A 20,290-nucleotide genomic window follows, 5' to 3' on the forward strand; every position below is an offset into this window, starting at 1 on the left:
GGCCGGTAATCATAGCCGGCCAACACATTTCCCACCGCCAAGCGCATTCCCCCTTGTTCCGTTCCTTCTCAACACCTTGTTGATGGGAGTGCGTTTGGCGCTGGGCAACCAGCATTCAGGCATTACTGACAACTCTCGTTTTTGCCCGGTTCGCCCGGGCTCTTTTTACCCACAAGGACAAAGAGCATGTGGTTCAAGAACCTGCACATCTACCGATTTACCCGCCCGTTCACCCTAACCGCCGAAGAACTGGATGCCTACCTTGAAGAGCTCCCCTTCGCTCCCTGCAGTAGTCAGGAGTTAAGCCGGTTCGGCTGGGTGCCGCCACTGGGCAAGCAGGGCGAAACGCTGACCCACGTATCTGGCAACCAGATCCTGCTGTGCGCGAAGAAGGAAGAGAAGATGCTTCCCGGTTCGGTGGTAAACGACGAAGTAGCCGAGAAGGTGGAAGCAATGGAGGCCGAGGAAGGCCGGGCGCTGAAGAAAAAAGAAAAGGATACCATCAAGGAAGAGGTGGTCGTCAGCCTGCTGCCCCGTGCGTTCAGCCGTTATCAGCAAACCGTTGCCTGGATAAACCCGGATGCCGGCTTTATTGCCGTGGATGCGAGCTCCGCCAAACGCGCCGAAGATGTGCTGGCCCTGTTACGCAAGAGCATCGGCTCGCTGCCTGTGGTACCGCTGGCCATGACCACACCACCGGAGCTGACCCTTACCGACTGGCTGAAAGAGGGTACCGCCCCTGCCGGGTTCGCCTTGGAAGACGAGGCCGAGCTGCGCTCCGCCCTGGAGCATGGCGGCATCATTCGCGCCAAACAGCAGGATCTGCTCACCGACGAAATGAAAGCTCACCTGGACGCCGACAAGCTCGCCGTCAGCCTGGCACTGAACTGGGCCGACAGCCTGAGCTTTGTGCTCAAGGATGACATGAGCGTTCGCCGCATGAAGTTTTCAGAAGAGCTGCGCGAGCAGAACGACGATGTGACCAGCGAAGACCCCGCCGCCCGCTTCGACGCCGACTTTACCCTCATCACCGGTGAGCTGTCCCGCTTCATTGCCGATCTGGTCGAGGCCATGGGTGGCGAGGAAAGCGCAGCATAAACACACCACTCCCCAATCCGCCGTTCATTACCAACCAGCAAGGAGCGCCATCATGGGTTCTATCACGAAGACCATCAGCACCGAAGTAGATGTGGAAGTTGAAATCGACCTCGATGAACTAAGCAAAGAAGAGTTGCGCGAACTTGGCTTGATTACTGGCATTGACCTCGGCGATCCGCATGTAGAGGCCATGGTTTATGGCCTTAAAAATGGTGACCGGGAAGCAGTATTTCAGGCAGCCAGAAACTGGGTTCGCGTCCATAGTTCTTTATGTGTTTGAGGTCACCATGGACAGAGAATTACTCACCCTGCCCAAGGCTCAAATCAACATTGTTGCATTCGGCGAAGACGACGAGCTGCAAATTTCACTTAGGGGCGTGGGCAGCATCTTCACCTGGCCCCAGTTCTGCACCCTATACCCGCCCGGCAAGACAATTGCCCATCACCGGCTGCATGTGGAGTCACCGGACAGCCGGGTGGTGTTCACCATGGACATTAACGATGCCACCGAGGCTGAGCTGTTAACCGGCCTGCTGGCCGAGCTGAATGAGACACAATGAGCAAGCAAAGACTGACTGCTGAGCTGGACGCCAACCCCCGTTTTACCCGTAAAGAGGCCGCCGCTTATCTGGGCCTTGCAGAAAAAACCCTTGCGAACTGGGCCAGCACCGGCAAACAGAAAATTAAATACCACCGTTGCGGCAGAAAGACGATTTACATGAAAGCGGATCTTGATGCGTGGCTAGAAAACAATGCCTGCAACTAACCATGGATATGGAGCAAAGAATGAATATCGAAAAATTGATCATAACACCCTCTATGGCGGAGGGCTTGCTTAAAAAGAACACAGCAAACAGGCCTTGCTCTATGGATAGGGCCAAAGCGTTATCTGACGCCATGATTCGTGGTGAGTGGCAGTTTAACGGCGACACAATAAGGGTGGCTGATGATGGAACTTTACTTGATGGTCAGCACCGACTGAATGCAGTGATAATCTCAAAAATACCATTACCTGCAATTCTTATTACAGGTCTTCCAAGAGACTCTTTCAAAACAATTGATGGTGGAAAATCCAGAACAACTGGCGATAGGCTTGCAGTAAACGGAGTGAAAAATTACAACACCGTTGCGGCCGCAGCCTCTCTTTACATAAGGTGGAAAGGGTACGGAAACCCAACAATTGGAAGTCCAGATAAGAAGCCCACAAGCACTCAGATAATGGACTTCATTGATAACAACCCAATGATTCACGGATGCGCACAAAAAGCCCTGTCTAAATGGACAAAAAGATACTTAAGTTCAAGCAATTCAGCTTTTTGTCTTATGGCCTTCATGAATGATGATCCGAAATCAGCTTGCGGCTTTTGGGGTGAGCTAGAGAGCGGAATAATTTCACCTGGATTAACATCAACTTTGCTATTAAGGGACAGGCTCATGGAGGATCGCCTTAGCCGCACAAGGTTAACGCAAGCATACAAATTAGCCCTTACCTTCAAAGCTTACAGACATTACCGAGATGGGGTTAACACAAAAACCTTAAGGGTAAGACTGGATGGTCCCAATCCAGAAAAAGACATCTTCAAACTTTAAGGAGCGCAAACCGTGAGCCGAGACAGTTGGGCCACGCCATTGCCGGTGTATCTGGCCCTTGATGCCGAATTTGATTTTAAGGCTGACCTCTGCGCCAGCCACAGCAATGCCAAGCATCCCTACTACCTCACCGAAGCCGACGACGCCCTGAGCGATATGACCCCCTCACGGTTGCAGGTGTCCATCCCCGCCGGTGGATACGTCTGGTGCAATCCGCCCTATTCGGCCATTGGCCCCTGGGTAGAGCAGGCTATTACTTTGCAACGGGTTGGCATTGGCACCGTTATGCTGGTGATGGCAGACACCTCGGTCGGCTGGTACTACCAGGCCCTGCAGCACTGCAATGAAATTCGTGAAGTGGTAGCCGGCCGGCTGGCGTTCATCAACGCGCTCACCGGTGAGCCGGTATCCGGCAACAGCAAGGGAAGTACCATTCTGGTGTTCGACCCCTACGGCCGGCAAGGCAACCCACGGCGCAGTTACGTCACCCGGGCAGAACTACTGCAGCAGGGCCAGCGGTTAATTGACGATCCGGATCATCTGATTGCTGTTCATGGCCGGCCGGTGCCGTGGGATTTTGACGCGCAATCTACGGAGCAGCACCCGCTATCACCGGAGTCGGTGCCGTTATCTACGGAGCAGCAGCCGTTATCCACGGAGCTCACCGAGCAAGACGAGCCCACCGACTTTACCCCCGCCGATCTGTACCACCTTTGGATCAATGGCGAACTTCATGCCGACAGTTTTAACCACTTTATTGCCGCCCTGGTTGTGATGTTTGGCCGCTTGCCCACCTACAGTGTGCGCCAGCTGCGGGCCGCCCTGGTGGCTGAAACAGCAGACGGCGATAACCATGTGACTATATCCGGCCTTGATCAGCATCAGTGCAGGCAAATAGGTGCCTTTGGTCGCGCCCTTGGTCACTACGATGTTACCCAGGCAGAAAGCATGGCCGATGCCGTGGCCGAACTGGTGGCCCGCAACGCCATGAAAGACACCAGCATCATCGAAGTCATTACCCAGTTCAAAAAGCAACAAGAGGTTACCGCCTGATGTTTGCACCTCAGCACCACCGCACCCTGAAAGACATCGCCCGGGCCGACGGCCTGCTGGCCCGGCTCAAATACCACTACAGCCACCACGACCCCCGCGGTCGCTGGTTCTATCGCAACGGCCGCGAGGCCGCCCGCATTCAACAAATGCCCACCGGCAGAGTGCGGATTGATTTTGGCGTATCAGCATAGGAGACACCCATGGCCCAGCGCGGCATCAACAAAGTCATTCTTATCGGTCATCTGGGTCAGGATCCGGAAGTCCGCTATATGCCGAACGGCAACGCCGTGGCCACCATTACCCTGGCCACCAGTGAGACCTGGAAGGATAAACAGACCCAACAGCCGAAGGAGCGCACCGAGTGGCACCGGGTAGTGTTTTTCGGGAAGCTGGCTGAAATCGTGGGGGAATACCTGAAGAAAGGCAGTCAGGTTTATGTTGAGGGTAGGCTGCAAACCCGTAAGTGGCAGGACCAAAGCGGGCAAGACCGCTACACCACCGAGGTGGTGGTAGACATGGGCGGCACCATGCAGATGCTGGGCGGTAAACCCCAAGGCGGCAACCGACCACCCCACCCCGCCGACCAGGGCGGCCAGAACTGGCAACAACAGCAACCAAGTCAGCAACAAGCCAACGAACCGCCCGCCGACTTCGATGATGACATTCCGTTCGCCCCGCTCGGCCTGCAGTTCCCCGCCCTGCTGCTGGTGATGTAAGCATATGAGCGCCATGAACTTGACGAACACCGGCAAGCGGGATACCGTTATTGCATCCCTATCAGGGATGGAGGCGTCAGAACCTCTTAGATAACGCGGTATCCGCACCCGACAGCTATGCGGTTTTTTTGTGCCCGTGCCATGAGTTATGGCCGGGAGGGCGACGGATATAATACCCGCAAGGGGAAGAAGTCCGCCCAGCGTTATCTGGGTTCTGAACCTCCCGGCCGCCATGCCGGCGCACGTCAGAATGCTCCGGCTGGTGCTTTAAGCACTCATAACGGAGCGTTTATCATGAAAGCACTCGCATTTCACAACACCCAGTTCGATATCGTTGATCACCACGGAAAGCCTTGGTTAAGGGCAAACCAGATCGGTTTAGCCTTGGGCTACGCTGACGGTAAGGCCATTCAACGCATCTACACCCGTCACAAAGATGAGTTCACAGATGCAATGACAGGGGTGGTCAACTTGACCACTCCCGGTGGCGAACAAGAAACCAGAATATTCTCTTTGCGCGGTGCCCACCTGCTGGCCATGTTCTCCCGCACCGAAATGGCCGCCGAGTTCCGCCGCTGGGTGCTGGACGTGCTCGACCACCAACCAGTGGCACCGGCCCCCAGCCTCACCCACCGGCGCTGGCTGGTTCACTTCGACTTTGAAGGCAAAGAGCACGTCAGCCCGGTGGCGCAAAACGCCTTTATCGGCTCGCCCGAAGACTTGCTCAAGGCCATGACTGCACCCAACGGCCTGATGGTGTCTCCCGATGTGCTGTTCCAGTTCATTGAGGCGGCCAGCAAGCAGCTGCGCCACCGCTCCGCCTGGCGCGACGAACAACTTAAAAAAGCCCTGAAAGACAAAAAGTCTTAATCCCCCATCCCGACACATGTGCCCTGCTGCTGGTTCGCGCCAGCAGCACGGGTTCGTGCGTCCGTTTGCAAGGAGTTCCCCATGACGCCCCCCACAAACACAGAACCAAGAAGCAGCACAGAAATCATCATCAGCGCCCTGCACATCATTGCCCGTGATCTGGAGTTCACTGAATCGGCTGCCGTTTGCGAGGCCGCCGGCCGGCTGGAAGAGTTGGATCAGCAAGTGCGCCAGCTACAGGGTGACAACAAAGCCCTGAAAGAACAAAACCAATACCTGCGCCAGCGTCCTGATCTGCCGGTTGACCGGATTCCGGCATACAAAGCACATGCTGCGCGCATCACAGAGTTGGAAGAAAGCAATGAACGCTGGCGGAAAATCTATCAGGCCGAAGTGATTAAGGCCCAAGAATGCGAAGAATTGAGGCGGGAGTGGGAGGAACTGGCGGCGCATGCTATTGAATTGAAATCGGCGCTGAAAGTTTGCATTGATGTGTTTCGGCGATATGAGCAGCTGCTTTCAGCTAAACCGGACCCTATCAAAGCTGATGGCCACGCCAAAATTGCTGAGCAGGCAGAGCAAGCAATAAATGCAACCCCCGCGACCAGCCTGGCCGAAGTCCGGGCGCAGGCGATTGAGCAGTTTGCGGAACAGTGGGATTTTGAGCGCGGCGGAGATGGTGAGTTCGCAGTGTTCGCATGCAAGTACGCTGACCGCATTCGCAAGGAGGCCCAATGACTACCAACCATGAACAAGCAATTCAGCATCTGGAAATTTGCTTGGGCCAGATCCTTGAATACGCGCCAGACAATGAATGGATCATGCACGGCAACCAGTCAGTCTCAGTGGCTGAACTGAAGGAGTTTATCGCCACAGCAAAACAGGAGGCGCAATGACCGAAACCCTCAAACCCTACGCCGGCCCACACGCAGGCAGCCTGCACCACGTTGTGGAGCGCGATACCGGCCGCACACTCCGCAACGCCACAGCACTGGAAGTGCGTCAGTTCGCAGAGCTGACCAACCTGCACAGCGAAGTGCGCCAGCTGCGCACCGCCATGCAGCATATTGCTTTCATCACCGGCACTCACGGTCAGGATCATAACGCCACGATTAAAGCCGTTGCCGAACTGGCAGGGCCGGGCTGAAAGATGAAGGTAAAGCTTATTTTTGCCGGGGTGTTCGCCACTGCCGCCATGATCGCCTTGTTTTCCGGCATGGCAATTATGTGGCTGATTGTTATGTGGCTTAACTTTGAATGGATAGCCCCAGAACTGCCCAGCTGGCGAGCCGTGCGCGGAACGCTGGCCTGCTGGTCTGGGCTGTTCGCCCTGTTTTTATTTGTCACTTGGGATTAAGAGAAAGGAAGTGAAAAAACACCATATAGAAGGCATCGCGTTATTGCTGGTAGTGGGTTCCACACTCATTGCGCTGGCTGCGCGAATATAAGAAAGGGCCACCTGCCCGGGTGACCCTTTAACTGCTTACCCTACTATAAGCCTTGCTGAGGCTTAAACCACAGCGTAGACGCTATCTCAATGACTCACAAATATTCAACGAGGTTTCTGTGAAAAAACTGATACCACGCCATGTGCTGCGCAAAATGATCCCCGTTGCCGACTCCACCATTTACGAGTGGGAGAAGAACGGAGACTTCCCTTCCCGGATCCAGCTCGGCCCCCGCTGCGTAATGTGGGACCAGGACGAAGTGGAGGCCTGGATAGAGCAGCGAAAGCAAATACCCGCCGCTCCTGAAAAGGCCTCTAATCTGACAAAGAGCTTTCGCCGTCAGGGCCTGCGCCGGCAAGCCCTGGCCTCATGAATTACCCTTCCGTAATCCACCCTTCCACCATATCGGCCCACTGCTGCAGCATCTCACGGCGCTGGGCCGCATACTCCGCCTTGTTATACACCGCCCTCACCCCGCGCTGTTCATGCGCAAGACACTTCTCAATCCAGTCCGAATTAAAACCGGCTTCGTGCAGCAGTGTGCTGGCCGTTCGCCGCAGGTCGTGCACGGTAAAGTGCTCAATCCGCTCACCGTTTTTCTGAGCTTGCTCCACTGTTTTGGTGATCACCCTGTTCAGCGTACCGTTCGACAAGGGCCGGTCCACGGTATAGCGCGACGGTAGCAGGTAATCTGACCCGCCCGCGCAGGTCTTCAGGCCTATCAGCAAATCAATTGCCTGGTTCGACAGGTAAATTACATGGGCCCGCCCGGCTTTCATTCTGCCGGCCGGAATAGTCCAGGTGCCGGCATCAAAGTCGATTTCATGCCAGGTGGCGTGCAGCAGCTCGCTCTTGCGCACTAGGGTAAGCAGGATCAGCTTCAGCGCCAGCTTAATGGTTGGCATGGTGCCGGTATGGTCGAGCGTGCTAAAGAAGATCTTGAGCTCCGCCGGCGACAGCGCCCTGTCTCTGGGGTCGAAGGTGGCAATGGTTGCCGCCCTCACCTCATCGGCCGGATTGCTGAGCTTGCAGCCGCGATCAATGGCATAGGTGAACACGCTGCTGATCACCTCTCTGGCCTGCAGTGCAGTTGCCGGAGCGCCACGCTGCTTTATCTTCTCGCACAGCTGGCGAATGTCGTTCGCTGTTATCTCTTCCAGCCTCAGCCCCCATAGCCGTGGCTTGAGGTCACGGTTAATCACGCTCTGCTTTAGGCTGCGGGTGCTCTCTGCCAGCTTGGCCTCCGCCAGCCATCTGTCGGTATAGTCACCGAAGGTATCGGCATTCTGTACCGCATTTCTACCGCGCCGTTTCTCTGCAGCCGGCGACACGCCTGCGTTTAGCTGCTTTTTGGCGGTACTGAGTTCATCCCGCGCTTCAGCCAGGGAAATACCGTTGCCGTTACGGCCATATTGGCCAATGGTCAGCGTTTCACGCCGGCCGTTGAAGCGGTAGTCATAGCGAAAAGATACAGTGCCCGCGGGGGTTACAGCCACATAGAGGCCATCACGATCGGCCACCTTATACAGCTTTTCCTGCGGCTTTAGGTTTCTTAATTTGGTGTCTGTCAGCATTTGTAGTTCTCCACAAAATACCGTCCAGATCGTCCCGGGAAGTGACGGTATGGCGGAGTCTACAAAACAGATTCGGATCTGCATACCGTCTTTTTTACCGTCAATTAGCATCGGCTGTAACAAATGGATATCGACAGACAGAAACAAAAAAGCCCCTGAATATCAGAGGCTTAGGTGTCTTTTCACGGTCTTATCGAAGGATAAAAAACCCTATGGGTTTATTCCCACTCGATGGTCGCGGGCGGCTTGCCGGAGATGTCGTATACCACGCGGCTGATGCCGTCGATTTCGTTGATGATGCGGTTGGACACGTGGCCCAGGAAATCGTACGGCAGGTGAGCCCAGTGGGCGGTCATGAAGTCGATGGTTTCCACCGCACGCAGGGAAACAACCCAGTCGTATTTGCGGCCATCGCCCATTACGCCAACGGAGCGTACCGGCAGGAACACGGTAAAGGCCTGGCTTACCTTGTTGTACAAGTCATGCTTGCGCAGCTCTTCAATAAAGATGGCGTCGGCACGGCGCAGCAGGTCGCAGTATTCCTTCTTCACTTCGCCCAGCACCCGCACGCCCAGACCCGGCCCCGGGAAAGGATGACGGTAGAGCATGTCGTAGGGCAGACCCAGCTCCAGACCTACGCGGCGCACTTCGTCTTTAAACAGTTCGCGCAGCGGCTCAACCAAGCCCATCTTCATGTCGTCGGGCAGACCACCCACGTTGTGGTGAGACTTGATCACGTGGGCCTTGCCGGTGGCAGAGGCGGCAGATTCAATCACATCCGGGTAGATGGTGCCCTGGGCCAGCCACTTGGCGTTCTTGAGCTTTTTAGACTCTTCGTCGAACACTTCCACAAACACCCGGCCAATGGCCTTGCGCTTGGCTTCCGGCTCGTCAATGCCTTTAAGGGCAGACAGGAAGCGTTCTTCAGCGTCGGCCTTGATAATGTTCAGACCAAAGTGGTCACCGAACATTTCCATCACCTGCTCGCCTTCATTCAGGCGCAGCAGACCATTGTCCACAAATACACAGGTGAGCTTGTCGCCAATGGCGCGGTGCACCAGCATGGCCACCACAGAGGAGTCTACGCCGCCGGACAGACCAAGAATCACTTCGTCGTCGCCTACCTGCTCTTTAATGCGGGCCACGGCGTCTTCAATGATGGAAGCCGGGGTCCACAGCGCCTCACATTTACAGATGTCGCGCACAAAGTGCTCAAGCATGCGGGCACCCTGACGAGTGTGAGTCACTTCCGGGTGGAACTGCACACCATAAAAGTGGCGGCTTTCATCGGCCATGGCGGCAAAGGGGCAGCTGCCGGTCTGGGCCACTTTTTCAAAGCCTTCGGGCAGGGCCACTACCTTGTCGCCGTGGCTCATCCACACGTCGAGCAGGGCATTGCCGTTGTCGTCAATGCCGTCTTCAATATTGTTGAACAAGGCGCAATCGGCTACCCGCTGCACCCGGGCGTAACCAAACTCACGCTCGTCAGAGCCGGCCACGGCACCACCCAGCTGATGGGCCATGGTCTGCATGCCGTAGCAAATGCCAAACACCGGCACGCCAGCGTTAAACACGTATTCCGGTGCCCGCGGGCTGTTCTCCTCGGTGACCGACTCCGGCCCCCCGGACAGAATAATACCGTTCGGATTGAAGTCGCGGATCTGCTCCTCGGTTACGTCCCAGGCCCACAGTTCGCAATACACGCCCAGCTCACGCACGCGGCGAGCGATCAGCTGGGTGTATTGTGAGCCAAAGTCGAGGATCAGGATCCGGTTGTCGTGAATGTTCTTGCTCATCGTTTTCCTACTCGTTACAAACACCGCCTGTGGGGGGAGCAGACGGCAATAGAAAAACGGGGAGACCAGCCCCCCGTTCATCGCGTTCCGGGATTAACCCAACCGGTAGTTGGGCGCTTCCTTGGTAATGGTTACATCGTGCACGTGCGATTCCTGAATGCCCGCGCCGGATATCTTAACAAATTCTGCCTTGGTGCGCAGGTCATCTATGGTAGCACTTCCGGTCAGGCCCATGGCACTGCGCAGCCCCCCCATTTGCTGATGAATAATCTCCTTCAGCTTGCCTTTGTAAGGCACCCGGCCTTCAATGCCTTCCGGTACCATTTTATCGGCGGCGTTGTCGCTCTGGAAGTAACGATCGCTGGATCCTTTGCTCATGGCACCCAGCGAGCCCATGCCCCGGTAAGACTTGAACGAACGGCCCTGAAACAGCTCAATTTCACCGGGCGACTCTTCGGTGCCGGCAAACATGGAGCCCATCATCACACAGTTGGCACCGGCGGCCAGCGCCTTGGCAATGTCGCCGGAGAAGCGAATGCCACCGTCGGCAATCACCGGCACACCTGTGCCTTTCAGGGCTTCCACCGCGTTGGCCACGGCGGTAATTTGCGGCACACCGCAACCGGTAACAATGCGGGTAGTACAGATGGAGCCGGGGCCAATGCCCACTTTCACCGCACTTGCGCCCGCCTCGGCCAGCGCCAGGGCACCGGCGGCAGTGGCCACGTTGCCACCCACAATGGCCAGATCAGGGTAAGCGGCGCGGGTTTCACGAATGCGCTGCAGCACCCCTTCGGAGTGGCCGTGGGAAGAGTCAATCAACAGCACGTCGAGGCCGGCAGCCACCAGGGCGGCAATACGCTCTTCGTTGCCAGGGGCGGCTCCCACAGCGGCACCCACGCGCAGGCGGCCCTTATCATCTTTGCAGGCGTTGGGCTTGCTTTCGGCTTTCTGAAAGTCTTTGGCGCTGATCATGCCGGTCAGACGACCGTTGCTCTCTACCACCAGCACTTTTTCAATGCGGTGCTGCTGCATCAGGGCTTCCACCTGATCCCGGCCCGCACCCACAGGCACAGTCACCAGACGGGCCTTGTCGGTCATCACTTCGCTTACCAGCTTGCTCATGTCCTGCACAAAGCGCACATCGCGACCGGTAATAATGCCCACCAGCTCGCCATCAGCGGCTACCACCGGATAGCCGGCAAACCCGTTCTGCAGTGTGAATTCGCGCACATCAGCAATGGTCATATCGGGGGTCACGGTTACCGGATCGGACACCATGCCGCTCTCGAACTTTTTGACCTTGCGCACCTGAGCGGCCTGGGCCTCAATGGACATGTTCTTGTGAATAAAACCAATGCCGCCTTCCTGCGCCATAGCAATGGCAAGATCGGCTTCGGTGACGGTGTCCATGGCAGCAGACACAATAGGGATGTTAAGATTGATCTCCCGGGTCAGCCGGGTGCGAAGGTCAGCGGTGTTGGGCAACACGGTGGAGTGAGCTGGGACCAGCAGTACATCATCAAAGGTCAGGGCGTCTTGGGCAATCCTAAGCATCGCAATATTCACCATAGGTTGGGGGGTAAAAATATTGCCAAAGAATTTTAGGCACTCGGCCCTCTCGGGTAAAGCGATTTTTTGTTATTTTGGCTTATTAGCCGAAAAAACCTCCCCAACCAGGTTTATTTTCAAATAAAAATACTCAACAGAGGCCATTTTGCAGCAGGAAAAATTAACCAACATCTACACCGTCAGCCGGCTTGCCCGCCATGCCCGCCTGCTGCTGGAAGGCGACATGGGAGCCGTGTGGCTGACCGGTGAAATCTCCAACCTGGCCATGCCGGCCTCGGGCCACTGGTATTTTTCCCTGAAAGACAACCAGTCCCAGCTGCGCTGTGCCATGTTCCGGGGCAACAACCGCAGTGTGGGCTTTCGGCCTAAAGACGGCGATCAGGTGCTGATCTTCGGTAAAGTGACGCTTTATGAGCCAAGAGGCGACTTTCAGCTGGTGGCGCAAACAATGGCACCGGCAGGGGAAGGCCTGCTCAAGCAACAATTTGAAGCCCTGAAACAGGCGCTGGCCGCCGAGGGCCTGTTTGCCGCCGAACGCAAACGACCGCTGCCGGCCCACCCGGCCCGCATTGGCATTATCAGCTCCCCCACCGGTGCCGCGGTGCACGACATTCTCACCGTGCTGGCCCGCCGGGCACCGCAGCTGAAAGTGATCCTCTACCCAAGCTCGGTGCAGGGTGAAAGCGCCGTGCCCCAGCTTATTCATGCGCTTGCAGAGGCCAACCGGCGCAACGAGACCGATTTGCTGCTGCTGGCCCGGGGCGGCGGCTCGCTGGAAGACTTATGGTGCTTTAACGACGAACGCCTGGTGCGCGCCATTGCTGCCTCCCGCTTGCCGGTGGTGAGCGCCGTGGGCCACGAGGTGGACGTGAGCCTGAGTGATCTGGTGGCCGATCTGCGCGCCCCTACTCCATCCGCCGCCGCCGAACTGGTCAGTGCAGACAGCAGCGTGCAACGCCGCCAGTGGCAACAACAGGGCCAGCGCCTTGAGCAGGCCATGCAGCGCTGGCTTGCCGACCGGCATAATCAACTGGGCCAGTTACAGCAACGGCTGCAACGCCAGCACCCCAATCAGCGCCTGCAGCAGCAAAGCCAGCAGCTCGATCAGCTGCACCTGCGGCTGGAGCGCGCCATAAGCCGGCGGCTGGAGCAAGCGCAGCAGCGGGCCGGCCAGGCAGCATTACGGCTGGCACACCAGCATCCGGGCCAGCGTCTGGTGCACAGCAAAGACCGGCTGCACACGCTGGAGCAACGGCTGCACGGCGCACTGAACATAAGGCTGAACCACCTTGAGCACAAACTGGCACTGGCCGGCTCCCGGCTGCACGCCATGAGCCCCCTGGCCACCCTCTCCCGCGGTTATAGCATTACCCTGCACAACAACACCGTGATTACCGATGTCAGCCAGCTGAAAGAAAATGACGTTATCACCACCCGGCTGGCCAAAGGCGAAGTGGTAAGCCGGGTAATATCAACCCGCTAACGAACACCGCGGCATTCACGCCGCGGTTTGCTTACTCTGAAACTGATAAACAGCATTCTCGGCATTAATACAAAAAATAGTGTCGTTCAGCTCATAACCTGATTCAAGAAGTGCCTTTTCATACAGTTCATTGCCTTTCAGGCCAAAGAAGAACTTAACAACAAGCCAAACACCAGCTGTAAAATTAAAAACAATTTCAAGGTTGGCTTCCGCTGTAACCATAAATATAAGCAGAGTAAAGTGAAGCATAAAGGAAAATAGTGAAAGAGACCAAAGCTTACTGATGGCACCCCAAGCATAGGTAAACAGAAAGCCTGTCCAGCACCAACCGTTTTTAACTGCTTTAATATCACCTTTCTGACCAACATACATTTTAAACTGATTCATATAAACCTCACACTCACGCATTGAATAAAAACTCATACTTTTACCACTAATCTTTCATCCTGAAACCCATTTGTCGATAAAACCGGTATTCTTGCACACCAACACCACGTCAAGTAACCTCTTCCAACGCGTTTGATGGTCGGCTCCATAAGAAAGTGCTAAAGATTTTTTTATTACGCCGCTGTCTGCCTGGCCAGCTCGGCTTCGCGCTCACGAATAGCTTGTTCAAGCTCGGCAGAACGTTTGGCCCATTGCTCTTTGGGCAGAGGTTTTGACCATTGCTTCACTCTGTCGCCTTTTAAATCCGGTGGCGGGCTCAGATGCCGGCGGTTGATGTAATCAACCAATAAAATATTGCACATTATCAGACCAAAAATACCATCCCATAAAAACGCCTTGAATCGGCCTCGCTTTGCTATTGAGGCTTTAACATCCTTGATATAGCGCTCAATAATACCTTCTTTTTGAGCAGTGAAATGCTCGGTTTCCACCTTAAGGTGCTCAGGCCCTTCTTCCATATAGGTGCGGATTAGCTCCCACATGCCGGCACCAACAGTCGGCACCACATTTGGAAAGTAGACATTGCTGCTAAAGCCATTGCCGCCCAATTTAACTTCACCATTAAAATCGGGGTTGGGAAAACCTATCATCAGGCTGCCGTTCATATTTACCCCTGCCTGACTGACCGTATTGAAACCTTCGGCCGAGGCTTTCACCATTTCCCAGGGAACATACCAGTATTGTTCACCTTTACGGCCGGGCACACAGACCTCTCGACGCTGACGATTAAAACGCACCGGTTCGCGCGGCTCGGTAAAAACAGCGGTAAGAATCACCAGCACCGGGAGAACCACAAAAACAACAATAAGCATCCAACCCAGCCAATGACCAAAAAAAAGTTCCGCCCCAAGGCCATAGCCCATCCATAACATACCTAAAAGAGAACAAACTAGTGTCAGGTGAACGGTTGCAACTATCACTCCCGGCGTACAGTCACTGACATCCATATAGGTATCATTAATACGCCACACCATGCCCATGGTGTTATTGGGTTTACGGCCGGTAGGCACCGGCAAGGGGGCCAGAAAGTGCTCGTTTGCCAGGCCCAACATGCTTTTTTTATCGCCTGCTTTGGGTGGTGTTCTCATGTAAACCTGATTTCTCCTGTGTTAATCAGCCGGCTTTGGCTTTTTTCCTTTGCTGCGGGCACCACCAGTTCATGAGTGGCCCCAGCTTTGGCAAACAGTAAACACTATCTGAATTTTTATGAGAAAAGATGCCGCGAGCTTTTTACTTCTTTTATTTTTGTCACTTTGGTGTACGACCGTATCTTATCCAGCACCAGGTCCACTTCTCCCGGATTACAGAATATGGAGCCAGACTGATAATTTTCAGAAGGATAGTTTTCCAGTGAAAACATATCACTTCCTTTTAAGGTGTTAACGCTGAAATCATCAATGAAGCAAATGTGCGCCTCACGTACTTTGCTACTGAAATTGGTCATACCAAACGCCAGAAATGCCATGCCGCCGGCACCGACAAAAGCCAGCGGGCCCAGCATGCCGACCGCAAGAATACACACAAACACACCCACCCAGGCAAAGGCTCGTACCACTTGATAGGCCGTTTCGGGAATTGCGTCCTGTATGGTATAGCGAATACCGATGGGCGTTAGTTGGTAGTGGTAGTGTTTATCTGATATCCATAAATAACGAACAAAACCAGATAAAGACAAGCCTATTGATGTGCAAATTAAAACAGGTATGAATGACTGATGATCGACAGCAAGAGCTATGCCGGCCAAAATAAAAAGGCAACCAGAAAAAACAGCTATCATTATTGCGGCTGTAGGGGGTGGAGCAGTAACATTCCATTCATAAACTAAAGGTGCCTCCTTTAATTCATCTATCATGGCTTGTTCCCGCGCTGCCTTTTCACGCTGCTGCTCATCAACTTTTGCTGAAGTATTCATATCAGACTGCTTCCGTTTCAAGTATTAAATTCGTGTTCACAGACAAACTTTCTTTTACCTTGGTGCTGAGTGCATCCAGCCCTCGGCCCGACAGAGTAAAAGCATGTTGTTGCTGGCCCAGATTGGCCGAAAAGGGCGAAACCCATCGTTCTGTCAGCTTCATTTAAACATGCTACCGCCCTTGGGGTGACGCCGGGCTCCAATGGCGTGATAAACAGGTTTTGAATACTGCCAGAGGCCTGCACATGATATTGCGCAGGCCTGTTATTGATGACGTTAGCCGGTTTTGGCTTTTTTGCCTTTTTTACCTTTACGCTTGGGCACCATCAGTTCATCGGTGCCCCGGGCTTTGGTAAACAGGCTGAAGACGGAATGTTGAGGGTACTGCTCCCGTAAGATGGCCAGCCGCTCGCGCTGGCGTTGCAGCTCAGCGCTGGGCTGGGCCCACTGTTCTGCTGGCAGCGGTTGTGACCAGGCTTTTATCTCGTCGGGTATTTCATGCTTCTGTATCCGTTTAACCCGGGCTGTTTCCCATTCGGTAAGATGAAATGGCAGCGTCCACAGGGTGAACAGGTGATAGGCATACCAGCCCGCGACATACCATTTGCCCACCTCTCCTTCCCGGTAGCGACGGCGCATGCGGGCACGGGCGTTATAAAAAGTATGCAGCCCTTCGTGGGGCGGATCGTCAGGCCCTTGCAAATCCAGCGGATCCTGTATTTCCTTCAGGCTGTGCACCTCGTAGTCCATGTAAGCACGAATGGCCTCCCAGTTGGCAATGGCCAGAGGCAAGCCACCACAAACAAACTCCTGAGTGTAGTTTTCGCCACTGTCAGTATGGTGGAACCCCACCCCCATGGCATATTGCCGCTGAACCCCGTATTGAGTCACCCCTTGCGCTTCTACCACCCAGGCAGACAGTGACTCCCAGGGCACAAACAAGGGTTCTTTTTGACCTTCAAGAACGAAACAGACTTCACGACGCTGGCGGTTAAAGCGGGTGGGGATCACCCGTTCATATTTACGGTGGTGGCTGTAAATGGAGTAAGCGATAATCACCACCATCAGGGACATAATGGGAACACCCAATCTTGCCCCTTCCTTAAATACTGCCTGGGCTGCTTCACCAAAACCAGACACTCCCCCACCCACCATCATAATGACGGTTCCAGCAATTAAAGGAGATAATACAAGTAAAAATGCCCACCCTGTCATAAATAGGTTTATTGGCTCCTGCCAGCCAGACACTGTTGGCAAGCCAACGCCAAAACTAAGATAGATATCATTCACTTCCCCCACGGCATGAGCATAGTCCTGAGTGGGCTGACCGGTGGGTAATGGCATGGGGGCCAGGTAACTGACCTGACCTCCGGCAAAGGTGGTGCTATCGCCGGCCTGGTGAGGCTGACTCAGCTCAGGGGCCGATTGAGTTGTACTTTTATCAGTCATATTTGATCTTAAAAATTTCTCCACGCTACCGCCCTTGGGGTGACACCGGCTCCAATGGCGTGATAAACAGGTTTTGAATACTGCCAGAGGCCTGCACATGATAATGCGCAGGCCTGTTGTTGATGGCGTCAGCCGGCTTTGGCTTTTTTGCCTTTTTTACCTTTACGCTTGGGCACCATCAGTTCATCGGTGCCCCGGGCTTTGGTAAACAGGCTGAACACGGAGTGTTGAGGGTACAGCTCTCGCAAAGTGGTCAGCCGCTCGCGCTGGCGTTGCAGCTCAGCGCTGGGTTGGGCCCATTGCGCCGCTGGCAGCGGTTGTGACCAGGCTTTCATCTCGTCGGGTATTTCATGCTTCTGTATCCGCTTGACCCGGGCTATTTCCCACTCGGTAAGGTGAAACGGCAGCGTCCACAGGGTACAGAAGTGATAGGCATACCAGCCCGCGACGTACCATTTACCCACCTCTCCTTCCCGGTAGCGGCGGCGCATGCGGGCACGGGCGTTATAAAAGGTATGCAGTCCTTCATGGGGCGGATCGTCCGGACCCTGCAAGTCCAGCGGATCCTGTATTTCCTTCAGGCTGTGCACCTCGTAGTCCATATAGGCACGAATGGCCTCCCAGTTGGCAATGGCCAGGGGCAGACCGCCACACTCAAACTCCAGTGAGTAATCTTCGCCACTGTCAGCATGATGAAAACCCACCCCCATGGCATATTGACGCTGAACCCCGTATTGAGTGACCCCTTGTGCCTCAATCACCCAGGCAGACAGTGACTCCCAGGGCACAAACACAGGGTCCGTCTCTCCTTCGGGTACAAAACAGGCTTCACGGCGCTGGCGGTTAAAACGGGCAGCAATGGCATATTTATACTTTCTGTGGTTTAAAAACCAGATCAACATAGATAGAAGAAAAAAAAACATTGCCATTAGAAAACCAACAACTGACGTATATTCAAAAAATCGTAAACCTTTTTCCATTACAACGGAGACATTAAAACCGGCCAGCACTCCAATAACAGAAATAAGTACCGGAAAAAAAAACATGGTAATTACAATGCCAACAGTAAAGGGTAACCCCAGACCATATTGCCAGCCAAATACCTGAGGCAGCCCTACCCCAAACGTCAGATAGGTGTCGTTTATTTCACCCACGGCATGGGCATAGTCCTGAGCGGGCTGACCAGTAGGCAACGGCATGGGGGCCAGGTAACTAACCTGACCTCCGGCAAAGGTGGTTCTATCGCCGGCCTGGTGGGGTTGGTCAAGGCCGTGATGTGATGATGTATTGGTGCTCATTTTTCCATCATCTCTTCTTTGCCTGCTGCAGTTCGGTCAGACTGGTAGTGGGGCCATTGGGCTTCAGGCGCTCCTGTACTTCCTTCGGCCAGGTGCGCACTGAGCGCTTCAGAGCCATGGCATATACCCACTCTTTTAAAAACTCCATGGGCGACCAGATGAGGTAGACGTAATAGGCCAGCTTGGAGGTGGAGTCATCCGGTCTGATATTGGCGCGTTTTGCTTTCAGCCGCTGACGCGTAGTCTCGTGATAAGCCTCAAGCTGCTGACGGTTATAACGATCTGAGGCGCTTGGGTTTCCGTGCTCATCAAACCATGGGCCGTTATTCATGTAGGATCTCAGGTACTCCCACAGGGAGGATTGCATTTCGATGGTGCGGCCCAGCGGCATGGAAAGGTTGGCCCAGATCCACTTATCGGGATCATTATAGCCCTGCAGTAATATCTCGAGATAACCAACATTGGTCTTACCGGTATATTGGTTCACCATATAGTCTTCATAAGCAATGGCTCGTGCCCTGTCCCAACGGGTATGATAGAGTTCGCCTTTAAAACAGGCATATACCTCCTGAGTGCGACGATTAAATATTACCGGATAAGGCATGGGAGAGAATATTTCCCAACACAATGGAAGAATAACAAGAAAAAATAAAATAGCCACTTCAAACAAAGAGAATGACGTGACCCAAGTTAAAAAAACAAACCCTGGAATTCCAACTGTACAACCACACATGGTTAATACTCCACGGGTGATTTCTTCCCCAGTTTGCATGCGGAGATAAATTTCATCTTGGGTTTCAACATCAATATAAGCAATGGCTTTATCTTGAGCCCGCTTATCGGGGAACATTGTCTTAATACGCTTGTTCGTTGACAACGCCTGATCCAGCACCGCCAGCTTTTCATCAATACAATTATCAAGATTCATCATAACTCCAGTTTTGCGGCCGGCAATGCCAGCCCCGGCTGCGGACTGTAAACCAGCTCGCCTTCAATGCCCTTCAGTTCGCCCAGGGCTGGTGTCGGGTGATATACCCGCCGGTAGCGAACACCATCTTTTATCCTTGGGCGGCGCATACCAATGTCTTGATAAAAATCACTGCCCATCACGTCTGCTTTGCCTGCTGCAGTTCGGTCAGACTGGTAGTGGGGCCATTGGGCTTCAGGCGCTCCTGCACTTCCTTCGGCCAGGTGCGCACTGAGCGTTTAACGGCAAAGGAATAGATCCATTCTCTTAAAAAGTCCATGGGTGACCAGGTTAAGTAGACGTAATAAGCCAGCTTGGAGGTAGAGTCATCCGGTCTGATATTGGCGCGTTTCTCTTTCAATCGTTGCTTGGTATTTTTACGATATGCGGTTAACAGTTGACGGTTATAGCTGTCTGACTCGCTAGGGTTTCCGTGCTCATCAAACCAGGGGCCGTTATTCATGTAGGATCTCAGGTACTCCCACAGAGATGATTGCATTTCGATGGTGCGGCCCAGCGGCATGGAAAGGTTAGCCCAGATCCACTTATCGGGATCATTATAGCCCTGCAGTAATATCTCGAGATAACCAACATTGGTCTTGCCGCTATATTGGTTCACCATATAGTCTTCATAAGCAATGGCTCGTACCCTGTCCCAACGGGTATGATACAGCTCACCTTTAAAATAAGCATATACTTCCTGGGTGCGACGATTAAATATTACCGGATAAGGCATAGGAGAGAATATCTCCCAGCACAAAGGTAAAACCACAAGAAAAAACAATAATCCAGCTTCGAATAAAGTAAATGATGAAAATAACGTGAAAAATGTACATGCAGGAATAGCAACCATGCAACCACACATGGTTAACACTCCACGAGTGAGTTCTTCCCCATTTTGCATGCGGAGATAAATTTCATTTTGGGTTTCAACATCAATATAAGCAATGGCTTTATCTTGAGCCCGCTTATCGGGGAACATTGTCTTAATACGCTTGTTCGTTGACAACGCCTGAT

Annotated in this window: 26 protein-coding genes; 15 read left to right on the plus strand and 11 right to left on the minus strand. The window is 53.9% G+C overall.

Features of this window, described 5'->3' with window-relative positions:
- Window positions 1–186: 186 nt before the first annotated feature.
- The 14 genes from rdgC (at window position 187) to G364_RS16340 (ending at window position 7,148) form a co-directional block, all read left to right on the plus strand.
- Window positions 187–1,098 (plus strand): recombination-associated protein RdgC, encoded by a 912-nt coding sequence (rdgC, locus tag G364_RS0104140; RefSeq protein WP_019933892.1) that lies wholly within the window; start codon window positions 187–189, stop codon window positions 1,096–1,098.
- A gap of 52 nt (window positions 1,099–1,150) precedes the next feature.
- Window positions 1,151–1,378 carry a hypothetical protein gene (locus G364_RS0104145; RefSeq protein WP_019933893.1) on the plus strand — a complete coding sequence of 76 codons (228 nt, stop codon included), beginning with the start codon at window positions 1,151–1,153 and terminating at the stop codon, window positions 1,376–1,378.
- A 7-nt stretch (window positions 1,379–1,385) separates the two neighbouring features.
- Complete coding sequence (locus tag G364_RS0104150) at window positions 1,386–1,658, plus strand: hypothetical protein (RefSeq protein ID WP_156816431.1); 273 nt, start codon at window positions 1,386–1,388, stop codon at window positions 1,656–1,658.
- Window positions 1,655–1,864 carry a helix-turn-helix domain-containing protein gene (locus G364_RS0104155; RefSeq protein ID WP_019933895.1) on the plus strand — a complete coding sequence of 70 codons (210 nt, stop codon included), beginning with the start codon at window positions 1,655–1,657 and terminating at the stop codon, window positions 1,862–1,864. Before G364_RS0104150 ends, G364_RS0104155 begins: the two co-directional genes overlap by 4 nt.
- A 20-nt stretch (window positions 1,865–1,884) precedes the next feature.
- The gene (locus tag G364_RS16810; RefSeq protein WP_019933896.1) at window positions 1,885–2,688 is read left to right on the plus strand and encodes a hypothetical protein; all 804 of its coding nucleotides are present in this window, start codon (window positions 1,885–1,887) and stop codon (window positions 2,686–2,688) included.
- A gap of 12 nt (window positions 2,689–2,700) precedes the next feature.
- On the plus strand, window positions 2,701–3,741 hold the full coding sequence (locus G364_RS16815) for a phage N-6-adenine-methyltransferase (RefSeq protein WP_019933897.1): 1,041 nt from the start codon (window positions 2,701–2,703) through the stop codon (window positions 3,739–3,741).
- Complete coding sequence (locus tag G364_RS0104170) at window positions 3,741–3,932, plus strand: hypothetical protein (protein WP_019933898.1); 192 nt, start codon at window positions 3,741–3,743, stop codon at window positions 3,930–3,932. The genes G364_RS16815 and G364_RS0104170 overlap by 1 nt, the downstream gene beginning before the upstream one ends.
- Window positions 3,933–3,941: 9 nt before the next feature.
- The gene (gene ssb, locus G364_RS0104175) at window positions 3,942–4,457 is read left to right on the plus strand and encodes a single-stranded DNA-binding protein (protein ID WP_019933899.1); all 516 of its coding nucleotides are present in this window, start codon (window positions 3,942–3,944) and stop codon (window positions 4,455–4,457) included.
- 294 nt (window positions 4,458–4,751) lie between these two features.
- Entirely contained in the window at window positions 4,752–5,327 is a 576-nt protein-coding gene (locus G364_RS16820; RefSeq protein WP_083928694.1) for a BRO-N domain-containing protein, read from the plus strand.
- Between the two features lie 81 nt (window positions 5,328–5,408).
- Window positions 5,409–6,065 (plus strand): hypothetical protein, encoded by a 657-nt coding sequence (locus G364_RS0104185; protein ID WP_019933901.1) that lies wholly within the window; start codon window positions 5,409–5,411, stop codon window positions 6,063–6,065.
- On the plus strand, window positions 6,062–6,223 hold the full coding sequence (locus G364_RS17155) for a hypothetical protein (protein ID WP_019933902.1): 162 nt from the start codon (window positions 6,062–6,064) through the stop codon (window positions 6,221–6,223). Before G364_RS0104185 ends, G364_RS17155 begins: the two co-directional genes overlap by 4 nt.
- Window positions 6,220–6,474 carry a hypothetical protein gene (locus G364_RS0104195; RefSeq protein ID WP_019933903.1) on the plus strand — a complete coding sequence of 85 codons (255 nt, stop codon included), beginning with the start codon at window positions 6,220–6,222 and terminating at the stop codon, window positions 6,472–6,474. Before G364_RS17155 ends, G364_RS0104195 begins: the two co-directional genes overlap by 4 nt.
- A 3-nt stretch (window positions 6,475–6,477) precedes the next feature.
- A complete protein-coding gene (locus tag G364_RS0104200; RefSeq protein WP_019933904.1) occupies window positions 6,478–6,684 on the plus strand; it encodes a hypothetical protein in 207 nt (68 codons plus the stop codon).
- Window positions 6,685–6,893: 209 nt separating this feature from the next.
- Entirely contained in the window at window positions 6,894–7,148 is a 255-nt protein-coding gene (locus G364_RS16340) for a helix-turn-helix transcriptional regulator (RefSeq protein WP_245541373.1), read from the plus strand.
- A gap of 1 nt (window position 7,149) precedes the next feature.
- On the opposite strand, the gene G364_RS0104210 is transcribed toward G364_RS16340, so the two are convergent.
- From G364_RS0104210 to guaB, 3 genes are all read right to left on the minus strand, one after another.
- Window positions 7,150–8,349 (minus strand): tyrosine-type recombinase/integrase, encoded by a 1,200-nt coding sequence (locus tag G364_RS0104210; RefSeq protein ID WP_019933906.1) that lies wholly within the window; start codon window positions 8,347–8,349, stop codon window positions 7,150–7,152.
- A 218-nt stretch (window positions 8,350–8,567) separates the two neighbouring features.
- Window positions 8,568–10,145, minus strand: a complete 1,578-nt coding sequence (guaA, locus tag G364_RS0104215) for a glutamine-hydrolyzing GMP synthase (RefSeq protein WP_019933907.1) — start codon at window positions 10,143–10,145, stop codon at window positions 8,568–8,570.
- 93 nt (window positions 10,146–10,238) lie between these two features.
- A complete protein-coding gene (guaB, locus tag G364_RS0104220) occupies window positions 10,239–11,702 on the minus strand; it encodes an IMP dehydrogenase (protein WP_019933908.1) in 1,464 nt (487 codons plus the stop codon).
- Between the two features lie 160 nt (window positions 11,703–11,862).
- On the opposite strand from guaB, the gene xseA reads away from it, so the two are divergent.
- Window positions 11,863–13,200 carry an exodeoxyribonuclease VII large subunit gene (gene xseA, locus G364_RS0104225; protein ID WP_019933909.1) on the plus strand — a complete coding sequence of 446 codons (1,338 nt, stop codon included), beginning with the start codon at window positions 11,863–11,865 and terminating at the stop codon, window positions 13,198–13,200.
- A 15-nt stretch (window positions 13,201–13,215) separates the two neighbouring features.
- Here xseA and G364_RS0104230 read toward each other — a convergent pair whose 3' ends face one another.
- The 8 genes from G364_RS0104230 to G364_RS0104265 all read right to left on the minus strand — a co-directional run.
- Complete coding sequence (locus tag G364_RS0104230) at window positions 13,216–13,623, minus strand: DUF2628 domain-containing protein (RefSeq protein ID WP_019933910.1); 408 nt, start codon at window positions 13,621–13,623, stop codon at window positions 13,216–13,218.
- A gap of 137 nt (window positions 13,624–13,760) precedes the next feature.
- Window positions 13,761–14,594, minus strand: a complete 834-nt coding sequence (locus G364_RS0104235) for a DUF6708 domain-containing protein (RefSeq protein WP_245541374.1) — start codon at window positions 14,592–14,594, stop codon at window positions 13,761–13,763.
- Window positions 14,595–14,851: 257 nt separating this feature from the next.
- Window positions 14,852–15,559, minus strand: coding sequence for a hypothetical protein (locus G364_RS16825; protein WP_245541375.1), 708 nt, complete (start codon window positions 15,557–15,559; stop codon window positions 14,852–14,854).
- A 276-nt stretch (window positions 15,560–15,835) separates the two neighbouring features.
- Window positions 15,836–17,008, minus strand: a complete 1,173-nt coding sequence (locus tag G364_RS0104245) for a hypothetical protein (RefSeq protein ID WP_019933913.1) — start codon at window positions 17,006–17,008, stop codon at window positions 15,836–15,838.
- Between the two features lie 128 nt (window positions 17,009–17,136).
- Window positions 17,137–18,306 carry a hypothetical protein gene (locus G364_RS0104250; protein WP_026344677.1) on the minus strand — a complete coding sequence of 390 codons (1,170 nt, stop codon included), beginning with the start codon at window positions 18,304–18,306 and terminating at the stop codon, window positions 17,137–17,139.
- 7 nt (window positions 18,307–18,313) lie between these two features.
- Window positions 18,314–19,237 (minus strand): DUF6708 domain-containing protein, encoded by a 924-nt coding sequence (locus tag G364_RS16830; protein ID WP_156816432.1) that lies wholly within the window; start codon window positions 19,235–19,237, stop codon window positions 18,314–18,316.
- The gene (locus tag G364_RS0104260) at window positions 19,234–19,413 is read right to left on the minus strand and encodes a hypothetical protein (protein ID WP_019933916.1); all 180 of its coding nucleotides are present in this window, start codon (window positions 19,411–19,413) and stop codon (window positions 19,234–19,236) included. Before G364_RS0104260 ends, G364_RS16830 begins: the two co-directional genes overlap by 4 nt.
- A partial coding sequence (locus tag G364_RS0104265) for a DUF6708 domain-containing protein (RefSeq protein WP_211212423.1) occupies window positions 19,413–20,290 on the minus strand: 878 nt, incomplete at its 5' end. The genes G364_RS0104265 and G364_RS0104260, both read right to left, overlap by 1 nt.

The sequence above is a fragment of the Oceanimonas smirnovii ATCC BAA-899 genome (genome assembly GCF_000381965.1).
Taxonomy (GTDB): domain Bacteria; phylum Pseudomonadota; class Gammaproteobacteria; order Enterobacterales; family Aeromonadaceae; genus Oceanimonas; species Oceanimonas smirnovii.